The following is an 18060-nucleotide window of genomic DNA, read 5'->3' as shown; positions in this document are numbered from 1 at the left end:
GCAAGTTGAGCCTTCTATATGTTGGAATAATTCTCTTTTCCGCTAATGTTTTTTAATGATGTTATGAAAAAATCAGAGCTGCTCCTTTTGTGGAAAGTGAGGCTTGACAACTGTTCTTTCTGTTTCATTATTATTTACGCCTATATTCGATTCCATATTTCTCATCATTTCCCGCAACTTTTTCTGATAGTAGGCCGTAAGGCCAAGCATGCGGGAGTCTGTAAGAAAACTGGCTTCTTCAAGCTTTTTTTTGTTTAAAGCTGCTTGTTTGTCCTCTGTTGTCTTGGTTGACTTATCAGCACCGTTTTTATCGTCTGTGGTTTTTCCGTCTTTTTTATCTTCTTTGTCTTCGTCAACAGCAGATTTGCCGATTAAAACCTTCATATTTTTCCCGATAACGATATAGGTGCAAACGATATTTCCCTCTCTGATGCTTACATATTTAAAACCGGCTGAATCGCTGCTGTCATCTTGTTTTGATAACGAGCTGTCAGTCTGCAGATTAGAAGCCTGATTTTGTGCAAAATAAGAAACTTTGGGCACGTTCATGAAGAATTCATCTCCTAAATATTAGTTACTTTTAATAAAATATCGTTAGTTTCCAATAATTTCTTAATAGTTTTTACTAAATTTTACAAAACAATTTTCTTCGAAGTATACTTTGGGGATCGATAAGCGCAACAGATTTTTTAAGTTGCTACAAGCTCTTTCAGGCCGCGTTTTCTGTAACTTGTTAAGAGTGCCGGAACTTTTCTCTACAAGGATATTATTACATTTTAGCGAATATAAGCACTTACTGATATTACTGAAAGGAATGATCCACCTGAAACTATGTTTTAACCAAGAAAACGAAGTAGATGTTATTGGTTTAACTGGTAAATCGACTGTGCAGGAATTTTTTGATGCCGTTGATGAGTTTTTGATTGAGAATCCGCTGCCGTGCGAGGCATGTAAGGAAAATTGCTGTAAAGGCAGATTTAAGATCAACATGGACAGCATCAGCGCTAAAAAGATAGCAAGAGGTAAAATGGAACGGATAATTCCTAAGCTGTTTGTAGACGTGGGTGAAAATAAATTAGAAGTATTTATGGTCGCAGGTCAAAAGAAATGCCGCCACTTGGACGGATTGGGCAGGTGCCTTATTTACAAGGAACGGACGGCAAGCTGCCGGACCTATATCTGTATACCCCGCAGCAAGTGCTATAACATTCTTGAGGCGTCAATTGTCGCGGAGATGCATCATGCCATGCGGGCAGAATATCTTAATGCCGTTATCAAAGACCCGGCAACACCTGCGGCTGCCATTGAACCGGCCCAAGCCTTGCTTCAGGAAGTAATAGACTCCAGTGTAGCTTATGGCTGCAATAATTATAGTGAGATATTAATTAAAGATTGTGTACGATCTGATTTTGCGCATTCCAACGTAACAGACGAAGACGTTCATTTATTTCAGGAAATCATCAGAAGAGCAGATGCTTAATTTGTGCGCAAGGGTTGCCGGCTAGGGCAGGACTTGTTGACAGAATCCGCCTTTGTCCTCATTGTCATACCGGAACTTATTTAGCGGCTACCGAGGATTCGGGGCTAAACTTATTTAATAAAGAAATGTTTACAGGATATATCACCGCAGATAGCGAAAATAACCGTAGCTTATATAAGATAATAGGCTGCGGTTATTTTCGCGAACGGATAGGAGGCAGACGGTATGAGAATATGGAAGAAGATTGCAGTTCTAGTTATGGCGTTGTTTATTTCTAGTACAGCAGCGGCTGGTTATGCCATAACACCACGTAAGGTGGCTGTATTACCGCTGATCAATACGGCTCAGTATAAGTACTTAGCTGATATTCAAATTATCCAGGATACGATTAAAAAACCGTTCAAATATCCATACTACACAGTAATACCGGCGGATATATCAGCAAAAATAAGCCAGGAGCTCATAACAGAAAATAAGAATGCTAAGCTGTCAGATGAAAAGTTTATGGCAGCAGCTGCAGATAAGCTGGAAGCAGATATTATTGTAGTTATGGAGCTGTCTAGAGCTAGATTTGATCGATTACATACTTGGAATTATGAAGAAACGTATGTGGAGTCTGATGTTGAGCTGAAGTGCTATTCTTACGCAGCCGCTGCTAAGAAGTACTCGGTACTAAAGGCCGGCAAATATGACAGAGAGAGCGAAAGTATTAATACCAACGCAGATGTTATTTTTAAGGATTTGACGGAAACTATTTTGGAGAAACTGCCTTACAAACGTATTCCGGTTGATAGTAAGCCTAATGATCAATGAAAAAAATTATCTAAGGCAACGCCCTATTCTTACAAAAGAATGGGGCTGTTATTTTAAACGGTGTTAATTTTGATATCCATATGGAATACTATAAATAATATGGAACATTATAGATAAAAAGGATATTGTGCGAGGAAAAACCATGTATTGCGATTATTGCGGAAAAAACTTATCAACTAATGTAAAGTACTGCCGTCATTGCGGCCGCATGTTAAGAGACAGGCTGGCAGACACAGCTCCCCTGCCTGTAATAACGGAATCAATGCTAAATCTAAGTAATATCAAGCGTCAGGCGGCTAATTCCTTACCCTGGTCTAATCTGTCGTTAAGAAGAAAAATTCCATTTACATATAATAAAGCACAAATATACAAGAAAGCGTATGGACTGAGTTCTTTTGCTGTCGTTATCGCATTTGTATATGTAATCATGAGTTTTAAAACAATCTATGAATATCAAATACTGACTACACTCTGGGCAAGTCTGCTGACGATTTATAGCTGGTGGAAAAGCCAGTAACCTTAGAATTTTACCATAATACAAATTACTGCAGGATTTCTCTATTTTTGACAGAATAATATAGAGAGCATTCCCCTACGATGCTGGCATCGCTAGGGGTTTTTAATTTTGTGGAGGTTATAATGAAACAGGTCTTTGTACTACTACTAGCTATTCTAATAGTAAGCAGCTTAGGCGGTCAGCAAGCACTTGCGGCCGCCGGAATAAACGGTTTGGACGTTGAAAGGCTTCCAGAGTGGCAAGTGAAAAGCGTTTCCAATGGCGGCAAATTGTTGTTGTCCGACAGCCCGGAGATGGTAGAGAGCGACGGGATATTATATCAAGACAAGGTAACCGGAACGGTACGCCTCTTTTTTTATCACGTAAATTCTTCCCCCGATGTTAAAAAAATGGCTGTAATTCTGGAAAATAGCGGGGATAAACCAGCTCATATCAATGTCTCGCAAGCTGTGTTGGTCGGGCCGGGACGCAGCTGGATGGCAGTAGGCAAACAAGCCCAGCTTGCCTACCTTGGTGAAAAAAGGACAAACCAGCTGACGGTTCCTCCTGGGGGACGGATTCCTTTGTCGGCAAATATAGAGGAAGAGCTATTGATGCCTAATACTCTTATCAATGGGATTTATGATTTTACAACAGACCGTCAGATTAATGTCAAAGTCCTCATGCTGCCTGTGACTGACAACAGCATAGAGTTTTCCCGGAAGGCACAGGTATTACCAACCGATCAGTATCGTTTGCGCGGAACCTTTGAAGGTGCCAACAGGCAGATTACACCGATTGAGCCTTACGACCCAGCGAGTGACACTATACTGGGCTTAACCCTGGCTGATAATAGAATTGATACATATTTAGAGGGGATAGACGCCACTGACGGCAGTCCGGTTGTCAATTATGGAAATTACGGTGTAGTTTATCAAATAGCACTTCCTTCCAAAAAAGGCGCGAGGGTTGCCTATTACCTTGCACCGCTAGGTGGGGAATATGCCGGGGCCATTGGCATAAATCATCCTGATGTCTATTGGAGCCCGTTGGCAACCCCGCGTGACCGGTTGTATTTCGGTGCAAAGAAAAATAATGATTCTGCTTTTTTAGGAACTTATGAAAGTGGAGACCCGCTTTCACTTGTTTTCAGTCCGCCGGGGGCATCCAATTTACCGGTGAGGATTGTAGTAGTTCCGCAGTAAAGACGAAAATATAAGTCAGTGTAATTTTTCTAAATGTTAGTTGGAATTTATAAACCCTCCGGATACTACAATGTAAGTATAACGAATTAAGAGGTTTAGGAGGGGCTGCAAGTATGTTTACGAAATGGGTGTATTCTAACCGTTGGAAGATTGTCTTGCTTTGCCTTGCTTTTTTCGTGTGTTTTGCCAAAGCCAGTCTTGCCGGGGAAGAAACGAGTTTACCGTCGCCGAGCTCTACTTGTGCCGCTAATTATTACGAAATGACTCCTAACCCGTACTACGTATCCCTAGGGGTTAAAGGTTACCAACAGACAACCGACTATACCTGCGGCCCGGCTGCTGTTATGTCGCTTTTACACTGGTATACTGTTTTGAGTGATCAAGCCATGAATCATGATACGGAAATGGTAGTTGCCAAAGAAATGGGAACCGGTGATATCACAGCGAAATACCCAGGAACTAAGCCGGAGCAAATGGTAACCTGGTTAAAGAAAAACGGATTTGAGGTAACGTTGGGCTATAACGGAACTCTAAAAATGCTGCGGGAAAACCTGCGGCAAGGCATTCCAACGCTTGTTGAATGGATTGACTGGGGCGGGCATTGGGTAATTGTAACCGGTTATTATGCCGCATCAGAAGCTTCGGAAAAAGGAGTAGATACGATTTTTTTTGCCGATCCGGCAGTACATTGGTCATCGGAAAATAATCCGGACGGAATTTCATCATTTAATGCCTTGCGCTTCCAGGATATGTGGTTTGACGCGCAGTATTTGAATCCTGGGCAGTTGGTGCGAAATGTATATATTGTTGCAACCCCTCGCAAAAAATAGATAACTATCTTAAGACCGGTTGAAACCATAGCGATTCAGCCGTTTTTTATCCTGTAGAAAGTATAATTTTTCGCCTGGATAAGGGCAACATCGACTTCCACTTTCGCCAAGGCTCGGCGCAAGCCGTGTTTTCTTTATGTAAAAGGTGTAATTCTTGTTTTTAGCAGATAATTCATTATACTTAATTAATCGTAAGCGTCTGACCGTAAAAAAAGGGGATGGCTGATGAATGAGGAATATGATAATATGAGGATCATCTGAGTTATGAAGGAGTTTTTATTATGCCTGTAGCACCTACCCCTCCAACCAAGCCTACACCGCCGGTAGCCCCTGCACATGCTACGACAGGTGATTCGTCGTCTGCTGCTACGGCAGCTGGGACTGCAAGTACTTCTAGTACTTCTAGTACCGCTAAACAGGTCAACCCCGGCGTAGCCGGTGTGGCAGATAAAATTGAAGGTTTAGGCAAGGCCTTTCAGGGCAATACAGCGCCAGCCAATCCGGCTCAAAATAAAGAGACCAAAAAGAGCGAACCTGCTGGAATAAACAATCAGAACCAAGCCGGCGTGACAGCCCCTATGAACTCTTTTGCCACTCAGAATAATGTTGCTGCTCAGACGACGGCGCCAGCTAAAGTATCAGCACTTGATAACCAATCGTCAAGTTTTAGCTATCTTCCCTTCCTGGGGATTCTGGTAATTGCCGCGCTAATTTTAGTGGGAATGCGGCTGTTTAAAAACAGAACAGCGACGCCGCGAACCAGTATAGCTTATCATAAGAACGCAGACAAAGTTACGCCCAAAGAGGGATTAAATATAGTAGCTTCTCCTGATTCAAAAGGACCCAAAGCGAAAAGCAGCTTTGAGGTGCGTGTGTAATAGGACTAGGATAATTAAATATAGCTGTTTGAAGGTAAAAGCCTTGAACTCAAGCCAGCATTTGGCGGGAGTTTGAGGCTTTTTTCTTTTTCGAAAAGGAAAGGCAGAATAACACAATGAACAATCTTCCTTAGTAATAAATAACAATTATGGCATATAAAGCCATAAGCTAAAGGAGAAGAAAAAATGAGTGTTATTCAAGAACAGCTAAATTTGCAAGAGGAGAGCAATGTTGTCATCCGGGCAATGCGTCCGGAAGAAGCAGCAGCTGTATGCAATTGTGTATACAGCTGCTACGGGTATTCGTATCCTAACAGAGATATGTATGATCCTGCCCGGGTGCTGGCGCTGAACCAAGAGCAAAAAATCGTTTCCTATGTGGCGGTCGATTATTGTGGCGGGGTAATCGGTCATGCGGCCTTGGAGCTTGATAGTGCTAATCCTACAGTTGGCGAGATGGGCAACGCTTTTGTACTGCCTGAACATCGTGGCAGCGGTTTGCTTAATGAATTTGCCGATGTATTAGTTAATGCAGCTAAGAACAGAGGCTTGGCGGGAGCCTTCGTAGGATCGGTGTGCTCTCATTATTATTCACAAAAAGCAGCGCATAAGAGGGGCTTTAGTGATACTGCCCTATTGCTAAACCGGTTGCCGCACATGCAATTTCGCCGTTTGCATTCGATCGTGAAGCGCAGAGAAAACATTTTGCACTCATTCCGTATATTTGCGGTAGATAAACCTCTATCGCTTTATGTTCCGCCGCGGCACAGGAATATGGTTGAGCAAATCTATCAGCATTTGGGGTTAACTGTTTCTTGGCAATCAGCACCAGACAGCTTAACCACGCCTAAGGGGCTGATTCGCGTGAATGCCGATCCATATGGAGCGGTTCATATCTTTATTAGACAAAACCCAGGTGGTTCTACAACTGGTTTGGCAGAGGTTAAGCCAAATGACCAAACAGAGGTAACGTACTTGTACTTAAATCTGGCAGAGCCAGAAACACCGTTATTATGCGGCATATATGAATACCGTGGGTATTTTTTTGCGGGGATTTTGCCTGGGGCAGGCGATTGTAATTGGTTGGTTTTACAGAAGCCGCGGGATAAATGTGATTACACCAAACTGGAGGTGGCTTCTGCGTTGGGACAAGCTTTAACAGACTATGTAAAAAGTCAGGAACCGCGCTAGCAGATGCCGCGAAGGATCATACAGTTATAAATATTATTAAAGAGGAGATGGCGGAAATGAATGTAACGCGTCAACGTATTGAAAAATTATTGGATAATAATAGTTTTGTAGAACAAAGCCCGGAGATTGGAGGTTTGGCTATAGTTGGCACTGGCCGGGTAGAGGGAAGACCAGTCTTTATCGTGGCTTTTCAATCAGCACCTTTTCAACCGGACGAGGTTTTGTCGACGGTTCAAAAAATAGTAGCTATTTTAGAGCAGGTACTTGCAGATAAATACCCATTGATTTTTATTCATGATAACCCGGCAGCAACTGCCGGAACGGGAGGGACACCGCTCAGCAGCGATTACTTACGCTTATTAACCGATCGGCGTGGTATGGGGAGAATATATTGTTTACAAGCCAGAATTTCCGGTGTAGTTCCAACCGTTTCTCTGCTGTTAGGGAAGGTAGCTTCTGCCCAAGCTTTTCCGGTTACTTTTAGTGATGCGGCAGTAATGACCAACCAAGCCGGTTTATGTATGGGGCGACCCAATGTGGTACGGGAAATGATTGGGGAGGATGTAAGCTTTGAAGAATTAGGGGGGGCTAAGGTTCACAGCCAGGTATCAGGAATTATAGACGTGGTAGTCGACGATGAGCTAGAAGCTATTGAATGGGCCCGAACGTATCTCTCCTATTTTCCCGTCAGAGCCGGAGAAATTTTGCCACAAAAGGCAACAATCTCTCCTTGCTGCAACTTTCCGGAAAATGGTGAAGCTGTTGCTAAAGACAAACCTTTTGCTATGACCGGCCTTATTGATAGTTTTGTGGATGCTGGTTCATTACTCGAAATTAAGAGGAATTTTGCCGGGGAAGTTATTACTGGCCTAGCCCGGGTCGAAGGAATGGCAGTGGGGATTGTCGCCAATAATTCGGCGTGCAATGGAGGAATTTTATTTGCGGCGACTTGCCGAAAAATGAGCAGCTTCGTTGCGTTATGTAACTCATTTGGAATTCCTTTATTATTTTTAGCGGACGTTCCTGGCCTTATGATCGGCAGGGATGCTGAAAGAAGCGGTATTGTCCAAGCCGGTGCTCAGTTATTTGCCACTTTAGCCCGAGCCACTGTCAAAAAAATGTGTGTTGTAACACGAAAGGCATTTACCGGTGGCTTGTATGCAATGGCCGGACCGGGGTTTGATACAGACTTGTTTCTCGCTTTTCCGGAAGCTGAGATTGGTGTTTACGGTACCCAGACAATAGAAAGAATAACTCGTCAGCAGGCGATTGAGGGAGATAACTGCCGTCATTTGTCGCAACCGGAAACGGCTGTTCAAAAGTTACTTGCGCAGGGGTTGTTGGACGGGATTATAACACCCCAAGAGTTGCGAGCGGCACTATGTGGCTTTCTTAAAACAAGTTACCTGTGCCAGTCTGAGTGAGTCGCTCTTTAGCGTGTATTCTAGCAAAAAAAGGTTTTATTGTTACAATTTGGACATTTAGCAGGAGTGTTATGCTTATTGGAGAATATTTCTATATAGCAACTGCGTAATTATGTGCTCGTGCTTTCAGAAGATTACGATGTTGTAGAATCTGAGTATAGGCGAGTGTAATAATGAATATGTTTAGATTTAGAACAATTAAGAAGCGGTTATTAACGGGCGTGTTTCTGGCTTGTGCACTTTCGTATGTATTCTGCGGTTTTGTTGTTACTTATCTTGCCGAAAAAAATGTGCGTGATGATTTTAATAAATTAGCCCAGGAGTATGCGGTCGGTGTACAAGCCAGAATCAATGATAAGATTTTGGCTCCGGCTAAAGAGGATGTCGCGATGCTGGCCGGTGACAAACGTACAGAAGTACTGGTTACAAAATTGGGTTCGGATTTTAACAATAGGATGCCTGGAACGATGGAAGAACAGGATATTCAACACTTACTTGCGTTTATTAAGACTCATGATAAAGTACTGGGAGCTGCCATTGCTAGCGAAGAGGGAGGCTATTTACCCTACACCTATGTACCCAATGTTGGTCATTTTGATCCACGGGTACGCTCCTGGTACAAAGCGGCAATGGCAAATCCGGGAAAGCCTGTGCTCTCTGATCCGTACATGCAAATAGGCAACCGTATGGTACTGGCTGTGTCGCAGACAGTGGGGTCCATTGATAAGCCTGTTGGTGTTATTGTCTGGGGCTGGAGTTTGGACACGCTTACCCAGGAGTTGAATTCTAAGAAAATTGGCAAAACCGGTTATGTAATGCTGCTTAACGAAAATGATAAAATTGTTATCAGTCCTACGCGGGCCGAGTGGCTTTTAAAAACTCCGGCTGAACTGAATATGCCGGAGCTGTCCAAATTGGAAAGTGCTCACGGCCAAATCCGGAAAATTTCTTTAGAGGGAACGGAAAAGCTTGCCTATATTAATGTTGATCCCACTACCGGCTGGAAGGCATTGTGTCTTATTGATTCCGCCGAACTGACAGCAGAGGTCCGGCGTTTGCTGCTGGCTATATGGCTGGTGTTTGGTTTATCGGTACTGGCGGTTTTTCTTTTGGTTACCTGGGTGGCGACAGATATTACCCGCCCGATAACCGACTTAGCCTCTTGCACCCGGACGGTGGCTAAGGGGGAATTTCCTGAGGGAATTTTATCCCTGCGGGAAGATGAACTGGGTATGCTGTCAAGGAGTTTTAACCATATGGTCAATGAACTGGCGGCAGCGGCTAGAGAGCAGAAACAGTATAGGCAAACGCTGGAGGAAAAAGAACGGCAGTTTCGCTTGCTGGCAGAGAATGCGGCAGATGTCATTTATCTATACCGGTTTAAACCTGAACGGAAACTGGAATATGTCAGTCCTTCGGTAGCTGCGGTAACAGGCTATAGCCCGGAGGAATATTATGTGGACCGGAGATTATTGTCTAAAGTCGTTCATCCGGAAGACCTGATCCAGGTAAAGGCGCATTTGGCCAATCTTTTAGTTCATGGCACAGTTTTAACAAGTTTTAGAGTCTTTCGCAGGGATGGCAGTATCATTTGGGTTGAACAGAAATGTGTGCCTGTGTTTGATGAGGCAGGCGCTATTATCGCGTTGGAAGGCATTATTCGCGATGTAACTGAGCGAAAAAAAATGGAGGATGAATTTTACCGCCTGGATCGGCTTAACGTCGTAGGGCAGATGGCCGCCAATATTGCGCATGAAATTAGAAACCCCATGGCTGTCGTGCGGGGATATCTGCAATATATCAGCCGGAAGCGGGATTTTGCCAAGTATAAGGAACAGTTTCAGATGATGACGGATGAGCTTGATCGTGCTAACCATATTATTACCGAGTATTTATCGCTAAGTAAGCACGGGTTTGTCGATTTTAAGACAGCCTGTTTAAACAATGTTATTGAGGCTATATCGCCATTATTACAGGCCGAGGCTGCCGGTTTGGAGAAATCTATAACATTAGATTTGGAGAACATATCCGACTTATATATGGATGAGAAACAAATCCGGCAATTACTGCTAAATTTGGTACGAAACGCTTTGGAGGCTTCGCCGCAAGGCGGAGTAGTTACTATTCGTACCTATGAGGATAATGGTGATGTAGTTCTCTCGGTTCAAGATCAAGGGGAAGAAATACCTCCTGATGTTATGGAAAAATTAGGAACTCCATTTTTTACTACAAAAGAACAAGGAACAGGGCTTGGATTGCCGGTATGTTATCGAATTGCCGACAGTCATCATGGCGTAATTCAGGTCAAAACCGGTTCTAACGGAAGTCATTTTGACGTACGCTTTAGCGTAGCCGCTGTCTTGTAAATCTTTGAGAAGCCAAAATACTACCAATTCCACTTTAAGTATTTTCGTCTATGCTCGATATATATATTAGAAGAACTGGTGGGCGGCATGCTTATCGTTGGAGGGGATTGTATGTATAGCATAACGTTAGATGAAATACAGCCAGGTATGTATTTGACAAGGCCGCTTATTTCAGCTGATGGAACGGTTTTACTGCATGAAGGCATAGAAATGAAGGAAAGATACATTCAGTACCTACGCAATAGTGGTATTACATCCTTATTTGTAGGAGAGCCGGAAATTGACGTTGCCAAGGAAGCGGATGAGCATTTCTATGATGAAGAGCATAGACAGGCTACGGTTAATGCCGCACGTGAGGTAGTTGACCAATTTTGTGTTGGTAAAGGGATAAACCTCAGCAGAGTAAAAAACTTTGTTAATGATCTGGTAAATCAGCTTGGGCAAAAACCGGAGAATATGCTTCATCTTTTGGATATACGCCGCAAGGAAGAGTATATGTTTTCGCATTCTGTCAATACCTGTATCTTATCTGTGATGACCGGCATTGCGTTAGACTATACTACTGAGCAATTAGGAGAATTGGGTTTGGCGGCGTTGCTGCATGATATTGGTAAAACCAAGTTTTCGCCGCAGTTAGCAGCGCAGTATCCGAATTACCTAACACGGCAGGATAAAGAAGAATACCGGCGGCATACCTTTTATGCTCTGGAAATATTACGGGAAAACCACAACTTATCTGAAGACATTATTAATGCCTGTTTTCAGCATCACGAACGCTGGAACGGAAGTGGTTATCCCATGGGAATAAAGGGTGATGCTATTTGTGAGTTTGCTCAAATTATTAGTATCGCCGATGTCTATGACCGGTTGATTGCGGGGATGCCGCATCGCCGTCCGACTCCGGTATATTATGCGGTGGCTATTTTAAATAAAGCTTCCGGAGAGTATTTTAACCCGGAAATTGTTGAGAAGTTTGCGCAGAATGTAGCGATTTACCCGATAGGAAAAACTGTACGTCTGAATAACCAACAAAGCGGCTTGATTCTGGGAGTGGGGATAAAAAATAAAACAACTCCGGTTGTTCGCATTTTGGCTAGTTCCGATCGTGGTAGTATTAATCAGCTCGTCGAACTTGATCTAGAGAAGAATCCGGATTTATTTATTATAGACTTCGAAGAAGTGTACTCTACTCAGGCTCAGTCTTATGCGGATTCAGCGGCGCCTATTCAACACCCTTCTAAAGGCCATCAGGTGTAAGAATCTTGTTGAAGAATAATTCCAAAAAAAAGGGAACCGATGAGCGAGTCATCTGGTTCCCTTTACTACCCTAACAGAGTGGCTTTATATTTTTGTTACGAATCTTTGAATCATTGGATATTCATAAAATTGTCCATCCAATGCTTTGATTGCGGCAATGATTGAAGTAATAAACAACATCAGCCAGAAGATGGCAAGTATTGGCATGAGTAAGAAGCCAATTAACAAGAAACATAACATGCTGGTAATGGCCGACGCTATTAAAATAACCAAATGAGCAACCAAGGCTTGCTTAGCGTGTTCATAAACAAAGGGATCTTCCTTTTTTAATAAAAAAATACATAATGGAGCGACAATGAAACCAAGTCCTCCTAGAAAATAGCCTATGTGAGCCAAGATGGCTAGTAATTTTTGTTCGCCTGTAACCTCTATGATAAGCCCCCCCTTTATTAAATTTAGCAATTTTCATCCAAATGCTTTTTATATAGTATATAACTCATTATAGCAAATATCTACTATAGTGTGTTGATCGTAAACATAGTAATAAATAACAGTTGTTCATGCACAGTGTAGTTGCGGGGCATGGGGAAATAGTCGATGGTATCTGATGAAAAGAAAGGGCTGGTAGAAATGGTTAGAATGAAAGCATCGATAATGGTAGTAATGATCTGTTTGTTAACAATGGTCGTGTCGGTTTGCAGTGCAAATGCAGTACCTAATGATGATTCTAAAGAGTATGTAATTCAGGCCTATGAGAAAATGAATAAATTGAATAGCTATCATCTCACTATAGAGACTGTCGGGTCGATGGAAGTGCAAGGGCGGCCGATGAATATTGTCATGAATGGCGAAGCTGATTATCAGGTTAAGCCGGTATTGTTTAAAAGCGTGATGGCCATGAGCATGGACGTTAATTCACAAAGAAATGAGCAAACTATTGAACAATATATGGAGCAAGTTGGCAGCCAGCTGGTCATTTACACCAAAGTGAATGGGAAATGGGTCAAACAGGTCATGCCTTACTATGACCCGCTTGCTGAATACAGCAACTATTTTAAAGCCATTAAAAGTGCTAAACAAGTCGATGAAACAAGTGACGACAAGGTGTTTGAAGTTGTTATAAGCGGCAAGTATTTGCAGGAAAACATTAAGCGTATTATGGCTTCAACAGGGACGGCTAAAGTTGAACTGCCTGCCGAACTTTTTAATAACCTAGGCGATTCTACCTTTGCTATAGCAATTAATAAAGAAACGAATTCTGTTTCTAAAATCACTATGGACATGACCAATTTTTTGGCTCAATTCGGTAAAAATATTGCCGGATTAAAAGAAGTACCTAATAACCAAAAGGAAATGGTTAGAGCTATGTTCAGCAGCATGAAGATGACAACCGCAGTTACATTTTCCCAACCTAACAGTGTGGAGAAAATAGTTATTCCTCAGGAGGCTAAGGCAGATAATGTACCGGTAATGTGATAAAGCATCGTAAAAAAACTTAAGTCCGTGCTGCAAGGCGGTACGGACTATTTTTCAAAAGATTATCTTTCCTCCGCCTTCTATCGCTGGTAGCTGAAAGGACAAGCTCGCATTGCATTTTACTATATTAAACAGTATTCGAAACAGGGTATCTAGCATAAATGAGTTTTGAACCTTAACATGCTATGTCTTGGGGGGACTATTTTTTGGATACTACAATGCTACTATTATACCTGACATGGAATTTTGCCGCTTTTTGTTTAGTTGGTTCCGATAAGCGGCGGGCACAGAGCAACCGCTGGCGGGTTCGTGAGCGAACTTTCTTTGGCATGGGGCTATTTTTTGGTGCAGCAGGAGTACTTGCAGGCATGTATCTATACCGTCACAAAACACGTCATATGACTTTTGTAATCGGGATGCCGCTGCTCCTGATACTTAATTTACTTTTTCTATATATAGCGTGGTCATAACAGGCATGCTTCTGACAAGGGGAAATATATCTACCCTGCTGCTTTCGGCTGCGGTACCTAGTTTAATACAGAATAGCCTTTGAACAAGAAAATGTCCTGCATTCCATGTGAATGCAGGACATTTTTCTTGTATGCCTTATCTACAATAATCAATTGGATTGAGCGTATAACAGAACTCTTTAATGATTTTCTCGGAAACAACCAGCCTTACCCCTGGGGCTGGTATTGGCAAGAGTTTGGCGGGAGTTGTAAAGCCCATTATTTGACCGACGGTATTGAAGATGGAATTACTGTTCATTTTGTAGATATGCTGCCAAAGATTAGGATAACGCAATTGTAAAGCATTAATTGCCGAAAGGGCATTTAGGGCCGCCTGCCAACGTTCGCGCACTACTGTTTCAAGACCTAAGATGCAAACCACAATCGGTTGATTTGGTTGAAACGACCAGGTAATAGTGTGGTCATGGATAGCAAGCAATAGGTGAGAAGAATTTCCGATCGCTTTGGTCATTCTCGTTTTGGGATCAAAGGCGAGGCCGTGAATTTGGTCGACAACCTCTCCTTTAGGTTCAACTAACGCCCAAAAGTTATGAGCAAACGGTGTGAGTGGAATTTTAAAAGCGCGTGCTTGAATACTCCATTTACCAAGCATGGTGCACCCCTCACTTGTTTTTACATAATATGATTATAAAAAGCTTCCGGTTACAAAGAAAGTAGCTCTGGCTTTTACAAGTAAATTATTATCAGCGTCCAGAACTTCTGCTTCGGCTACCATAGTTTGTTTGCCATCGTGGATAAGAGTCCCGACACCGGTTAATAGTTGCTGGGATTCGGCTCCGCGAATAAAGTTCAAATTCATATCAAGTGTCACTACTTTTTTGCCGGTTGTGGCACAGGCGACTCCCATTGCGGTGTCAACTAAGGCAGCCAGAGCGCCGCCATGCACCATTTTATATAAATTGGTGTGGATTTCTTTATTTACAGGCATGGATAACTTAGCTTTACCCGGTTCTAATTCGATCAGTTTCATTTCTAATAAATTTACAAAAGCGTTTTGCTTGTAGATGTTTTGCAGATGGTCGTTTAACAGCAATTTTTGGTTTGTCATAGTCTGCCTCCCTTGGATTAATGATACTATTTTACCACATTCGTCCGTATTCTGGTTATTCTTTACCAAATGGTTATTAAACTTAGTCCCGTATAGTCCCGCTAAATGGGTTTTGTTTGCGGTGGATTATATAATTTTGGCGCTAAAGAGGTAAACTGTAGTTAGATAAATGACGATACTAGAGCTGTAGTAAATTTTCTAAGGAGACGTGATTTTTTTGAAGCAGTTTTTACGACTAGTTTCATGTATATTATCAAGGTATCGGGATTTGGGACTTCTGCTATTTCGCCTTGGTTTAGGCGGCATGTTTATGTGGCATGGCTGGCCTAAGATTAGCGGTGGGGTAGAAAAATGGACTGGGCTTGGCAAAACGATGGGAATTTTTGGCGTTGAATTTGCTCCGGGCCTTTGGGGGTTTATGTCAAGTTTTGCCGAGTTTGGCGGCGGTTTATTATTTGCCCTGGGATTATTTTATCGTCCGGCTTGTTTTCTCTTATTTAGCAATATGTTTATCGCCTATGCCAGCCAAATGATTGATGGTAAGGGGCTGCAAAAAGCTTCCCAAGCATTAGAGGACGGAATTAGTTTTTTTGGAGCTGCTTTTGTTGGTCCAGGTAAATACAGTATAGATCACTTGTTAGGTTTTGAAGAGGATACGAAAGAAACATTCCGAAATAAGCTTAGGTAAAAAAAACAGGCGAATATTGACAAAGTACATGTGTATTGTTATATTATACACAAGAAACAATGATTTTTCTAAAACGAGAAAAATAATATTGATATTTACAATTGTATATAGTTTTCCTAAAGACTATGAAGAGGAGAAGTAGCATTCGATAACAGCACAGAGAGCCGGCGGCAGGTGGAAGCCGGACTGGAGTTGAATTGTGAAGTACGCCTCGGAGTTGCTAGCTGAAGATACTGGAGATGTAGTGATGGTCTCTTGCATTGGTAAGCGTGGCCGGAGCTTCCGCCGTTATTGGGAAGGGGGTATCGGCAGGCTCGGTTTTGCCTGTACTCTAATAAGGAGGAGTCAGTAATACATGACTCTATAAGGGTGGTATCGCGGGAATAACTCTCGTCCCTTTTGGTAAGGGGCGGGAGTTTTTTATTTTTCAAAACAGAAAGTATAGCTTTGTGTGTTTTCTTTACCTAAGGAGGTGATTAGATGCTTGGACTTACCGATCCGTGGATTGCGTTAGCTTATTTATCCTGCATTGGGTCGACCGTTCTGTGTGTTGGCTATGGAGCCTGGAAAAGTAGAAAAGAAGTATAGTAGGGTAGAATGGTAGCAAAGAAGCATGGAGTGAAAAAACGAGAAAAGAGAAGTATGGTAGTAAGGAGAGAAAGTTTTTATGAATAATCAACTGCTTTACATGATGTTGGTAGCTTACCTGGGATTGACGGTGTTTCTTGGGTATCTTGGCTTCCGACATACGAAGTCAGCTAAGGACTATATGATTGCGGGAGGCAACGTTCACCCCGTACTTATGGCGTTAGCCTACGGTGCTACGTTTATTTCCACTTCCGCAATCGTTGGTTTTGGTGGTGTAGCGGCCGTTTATGGCATGAGTCTGTTATGGCTAACAGCATGCAACATATTGGTAGGTATTTTTGTTGCTTTTGTTTTCTATGGTGTTAAAACTCGTAAACTTGCTCACGAACTTCAGGTAAAGACATTTCCCGAGTTTTTGGGGGCGCGTTTTGATTCTCCTTTCATTCGAAAGTTTTCTGCCAGTGTAATAAGTTTAGCTATGCCGCTGTATGCAGCAGCCGTAATGATTGGTGGAGCCCGTTATATGGAAGAGGCTCTTCAGATGAATTATGGTACGGCGGTTGTTATATTTGCGCTAATTGTATTTGCGTATGTTTTCTTTGGAGGCTTACGCGGGGTTATTTATACCGATGCTATGCAGGCGATTATCATGCTGGTAGGTATGATTGCGCTGCTTTTTCTTACCTATACGGAATTGGGCGGAGTTGTTGCAGCGCATGAGAAATTATCAGCTCTGAAAAATCTTGTCCCTAGCGCCTTAGCGGCTAAAGGCCATCAAGGGTGGACGGCTATGCCGGTTATTGGATCAGAACTATGGTGGTTTGTAACTTCTACACTGATCTTAGGGGTTGGAGTAGGTGTTTTAGCACAACCGCAACTGGCTGTCCGGTTTATGACGGTGGCCAGCTCCAAGGACATTTATAAAGGACTGGGTATAGGCGCGTTATTTATTTTGTTTATCCCTGGTGTTGCTTATACGGTGGGGGCTTTATCCAATGTTTATTTTATAGAGCATGCCGGGCAGCTTGCTTTAGCGGCAACTGCAGCAGGCGGGGGTGCTGCCAATGTAGATAAAATTATTCCTTTATTTATAACCCAGGCCATGCCGGAATGGCTTAAGTATCTGTTTTTATTCACTCTGCTATCTGCGGCTATGTCTACACTAAGCGGGCAGTTTCACATCATTTCTACGTCTGTCTCCTATGATCTTAATCCCCGTAACCGGGGAAATGACAAAAAAGCATTACTACTCGCCCGGTTGGGGACTTTATTTGGGTTTGGTGTCACCATTTTACTAGCTTTTCAATTGCCCTTAGGGGTGATTGCCATCGCTACTGCACTGTTTTTTGGAATGTGTACCGCTGCTTTTTTGCCAATGTATACGGCAGCGCTGTATTGGCCTAAAGTTACGCCGAAAGGGGCAATTTGCAGTATGATCGCAGCATCTGTAGTGTACTTGTTGATTGTTTTGCTAGTCCACGAAAAGGAAGCTGCAGTGTTTGGGCTGTGTCTCAAGCTATTTGGCGTTAGTACATTGGCAACAGCGCCTTGGACATATATTGATCCGTTAATTATTGCATTGCCGATTAGTTCAGTGGTGCTTGTTGGTGTGAGTGCAGTTACGCAGCCGGTACAGCAGACAGCAATTGAAAATAGCAGATAAAATGAGACTTATTCAGATGGAGTGGTAAGCGCAAAAAAAATATGAACATCATTGCAGGATTTTTAGAATGTCATTAGAACCTCTTCCAGTAATAATTATGATTGTACTAATTTAGGCGAAAGAGGGA

The 18060-nt window shown here is 42.6% G+C and carries 19 protein-coding genes and 1 other annotated feature; of the genes, 15 read left to right on the top strand and 4 right to left on the bottom strand.

All coding sequences use genetic code 11. From position 1 onward, the window contains the following. Nucleotides 1–72: 72 nt before the first annotated feature. On the bottom strand, nucleotides 73–549 hold the full coding sequence (locus tag SRRS_RS18440) for a hypothetical protein (RefSeq protein WP_371362568.1): 477 nt from the start codon (nucleotides 547–549) through the stop codon (nucleotides 73–75). A 265-nt stretch (nucleotides 550–814) separates the two neighbouring features. Between SRRS_RS18440 and SRRS_RS18435 the strand changes: the two genes are divergently transcribed. The 10 genes from SRRS_RS18435 (at nucleotide 815) to SRRS_RS18390 (ending at nucleotide 11940) form a co-directional block, all read left to right on the top strand. Then, nucleotides 815–1480 (top strand): YkgJ family cysteine cluster protein, encoded by a 666-nt coding sequence (locus tag SRRS_RS18435; RefSeq protein ID WP_371362566.1) that lies wholly within the window; start codon nucleotides 815–817, stop codon nucleotides 1478–1480. A gap of 225 nt (nucleotides 1481–1705) precedes the next feature. Continuing rightward, nucleotides 1706–2293: a hypothetical protein gene (locus SRRS_RS18430; RefSeq protein ID WP_371362564.1), complete on the top strand. Its 588-nt coding sequence runs from the start codon at nucleotides 1706–1708 to the stop codon at nucleotides 2291–2293. A gap of 142 nt (nucleotides 2294–2435) precedes the next feature. Beyond that, complete coding sequence (locus tag SRRS_RS18425) at nucleotides 2436–2810, top strand: zinc ribbon domain-containing protein (RefSeq protein ID WP_371362563.1); 375 nt, start codon at nucleotides 2436–2438, stop codon at nucleotides 2808–2810. Nucleotides 2811–2932: 122 nt separating this feature from the next. Beyond that, nucleotides 2933–3994: a hypothetical protein gene (locus SRRS_RS18420; RefSeq protein WP_371362561.1), complete on the top strand. Its 1062-nt coding sequence runs from the start codon at nucleotides 2933–2935 to the stop codon at nucleotides 3992–3994. Nucleotides 3995–4107: 113 nt separating this feature from the next. Further along, the gene (locus SRRS_RS18415) at nucleotides 4108–4824 is read left to right on the top strand and encodes a peptidase C39 family protein (RefSeq protein WP_371362560.1); all 717 of its coding nucleotides are present in this window, start codon (nucleotides 4108–4110) and stop codon (nucleotides 4822–4824) included. Nucleotides 4825–5105: 281 nt separating this feature from the next. Continuing rightward, entirely contained in the window at nucleotides 5106–5702 is a 597-nt protein-coding gene (locus SRRS_RS18410) for a hypothetical protein (RefSeq protein WP_371362559.1), read from the top strand. Between the two features lie 186 nt (nucleotides 5703–5888). Then, nucleotides 5889–6893: a GNAT family N-acetyltransferase gene (locus SRRS_RS18405; protein WP_371362558.1), complete on the top strand. Its 1005-nt coding sequence runs from the start codon at nucleotides 5889–5891 to the stop codon at nucleotides 6891–6893. 56 nt (nucleotides 6894–6949) lie between these two features. Next, nucleotides 6950–8317, top strand: a complete 1368-nt coding sequence (locus tag SRRS_RS18400; RefSeq protein WP_371362557.1) for a carboxyl transferase domain-containing protein — start codon at nucleotides 6950–6952, stop codon at nucleotides 8315–8317. 173 nt (nucleotides 8318–8490) lie between these two features. Then, complete coding sequence (locus SRRS_RS18395; RefSeq protein WP_371362556.1) at nucleotides 8491–10683, top strand: ATP-binding protein; 2193 nt, start codon at nucleotides 8491–8493, stop codon at nucleotides 10681–10683. 111 nt (nucleotides 10684–10794) lie between these two features. Then, a complete protein-coding gene (locus tag SRRS_RS18390; RefSeq protein ID WP_371362555.1) occupies nucleotides 10795–11940 on the top strand; it encodes an HD-GYP domain-containing protein in 1146 nt (381 codons plus the stop codon). An 84-nt stretch (nucleotides 11941–12024) separates the two neighbouring features. On the opposite strand, the gene SRRS_RS18385 is transcribed toward SRRS_RS18390, so the two are convergent. Further along, the gene (locus SRRS_RS18385; RefSeq protein WP_371362554.1) at nucleotides 12025–12402 is read right to left on the bottom strand and encodes a DUF4870 domain-containing protein; all 378 of its coding nucleotides are present in this window, start codon (nucleotides 12400–12402) and stop codon (nucleotides 12025–12027) included. Nucleotides 12403–12537: 135 nt separating this feature from the next. On the opposite strand from SRRS_RS18385, the gene SRRS_RS18380 reads away from it, so the two are divergent. After that, a complete protein-coding gene (locus SRRS_RS18380) occupies nucleotides 12538–13416 on the top strand; it encodes a DUF6612 family protein (protein WP_371362553.1) in 879 nt (292 codons plus the stop codon). A 206-nt stretch (nucleotides 13417–13622) separates the two neighbouring features. Then, nucleotides 13623–13886 carry a DUF1294 domain-containing protein gene (locus SRRS_RS18375; protein WP_371362551.1) on the top strand — a complete coding sequence of 88 codons (264 nt, stop codon included), beginning with the start codon at nucleotides 13623–13625 and terminating at the stop codon, nucleotides 13884–13886. A 136-nt stretch (nucleotides 13887–14022) separates the two neighbouring features. On the opposite strand, the gene SRRS_RS18370 is transcribed toward SRRS_RS18375, so the two are convergent. Together SRRS_RS18370 and SRRS_RS18365 are read right to left on the bottom strand one after the other, a co-directional pair. Then, complete coding sequence (locus SRRS_RS18370) at nucleotides 14023–14538, bottom strand: hypothetical protein (RefSeq protein ID WP_371362549.1); 516 nt, start codon at nucleotides 14536–14538, stop codon at nucleotides 14023–14025. A gap of 33 nt (nucleotides 14539–14571) precedes the next feature. Continuing rightward, entirely contained in the window at nucleotides 14572–14994 is a 423-nt protein-coding gene (locus SRRS_RS18365) for a PaaI family thioesterase (RefSeq protein ID WP_371362547.1), read from the bottom strand. A 217-nt stretch (nucleotides 14995–15211) separates the two neighbouring features. Between SRRS_RS18365 and SRRS_RS18360 the strand changes: the two genes are divergently transcribed. From SRRS_RS18360 to SRRS_RS18350, 3 genes are all read left to right on the top strand, one after another. Continuing rightward, a complete protein-coding gene (locus tag SRRS_RS18360; protein ID WP_371362545.1) occupies nucleotides 15212–15682 on the top strand; it encodes a DoxX family protein in 471 nt (156 codons plus the stop codon). 116 nt (nucleotides 15683–15798) lie between these two features. Next, nucleotides 15799–16083 (top strand) — a binding site (T-box leader). A gap of 79 nt (nucleotides 16084–16162) precedes the next feature. Continuing rightward, the gene (locus tag SRRS_RS18355; RefSeq protein WP_371362543.1) at nucleotides 16163–16270 is read left to right on the top strand and encodes a symporter small accessory protein; all 108 of its coding nucleotides are present in this window, start codon (nucleotides 16163–16165) and stop codon (nucleotides 16268–16270) included. A 79-nt stretch (nucleotides 16271–16349) separates the two neighbouring features. Beyond that, nucleotides 16350–17933, top strand: a complete 1584-nt coding sequence (locus tag SRRS_RS18350) for a sodium:solute symporter (protein ID WP_371362542.1) — start codon at nucleotides 16350–16352, stop codon at nucleotides 17931–17933. Nucleotides 17934–18060: the final 127 nt, after the last annotated feature.

Origin of the sequence: Sporomusa rhizae (assembly GCF_041428845.1) — a bacterium.
In the GTDB taxonomy this organism is placed as follows: Bacteria; Bacillota; Negativicutes; order Sporomusales; family Sporomusaceae; genus Sporomusa; species Sporomusa rhizae.
The sequence above is the reverse complement of the archived record's forward strand: the minus strand, read 5'-3'. Positions and strand labels throughout refer to the sequence as shown.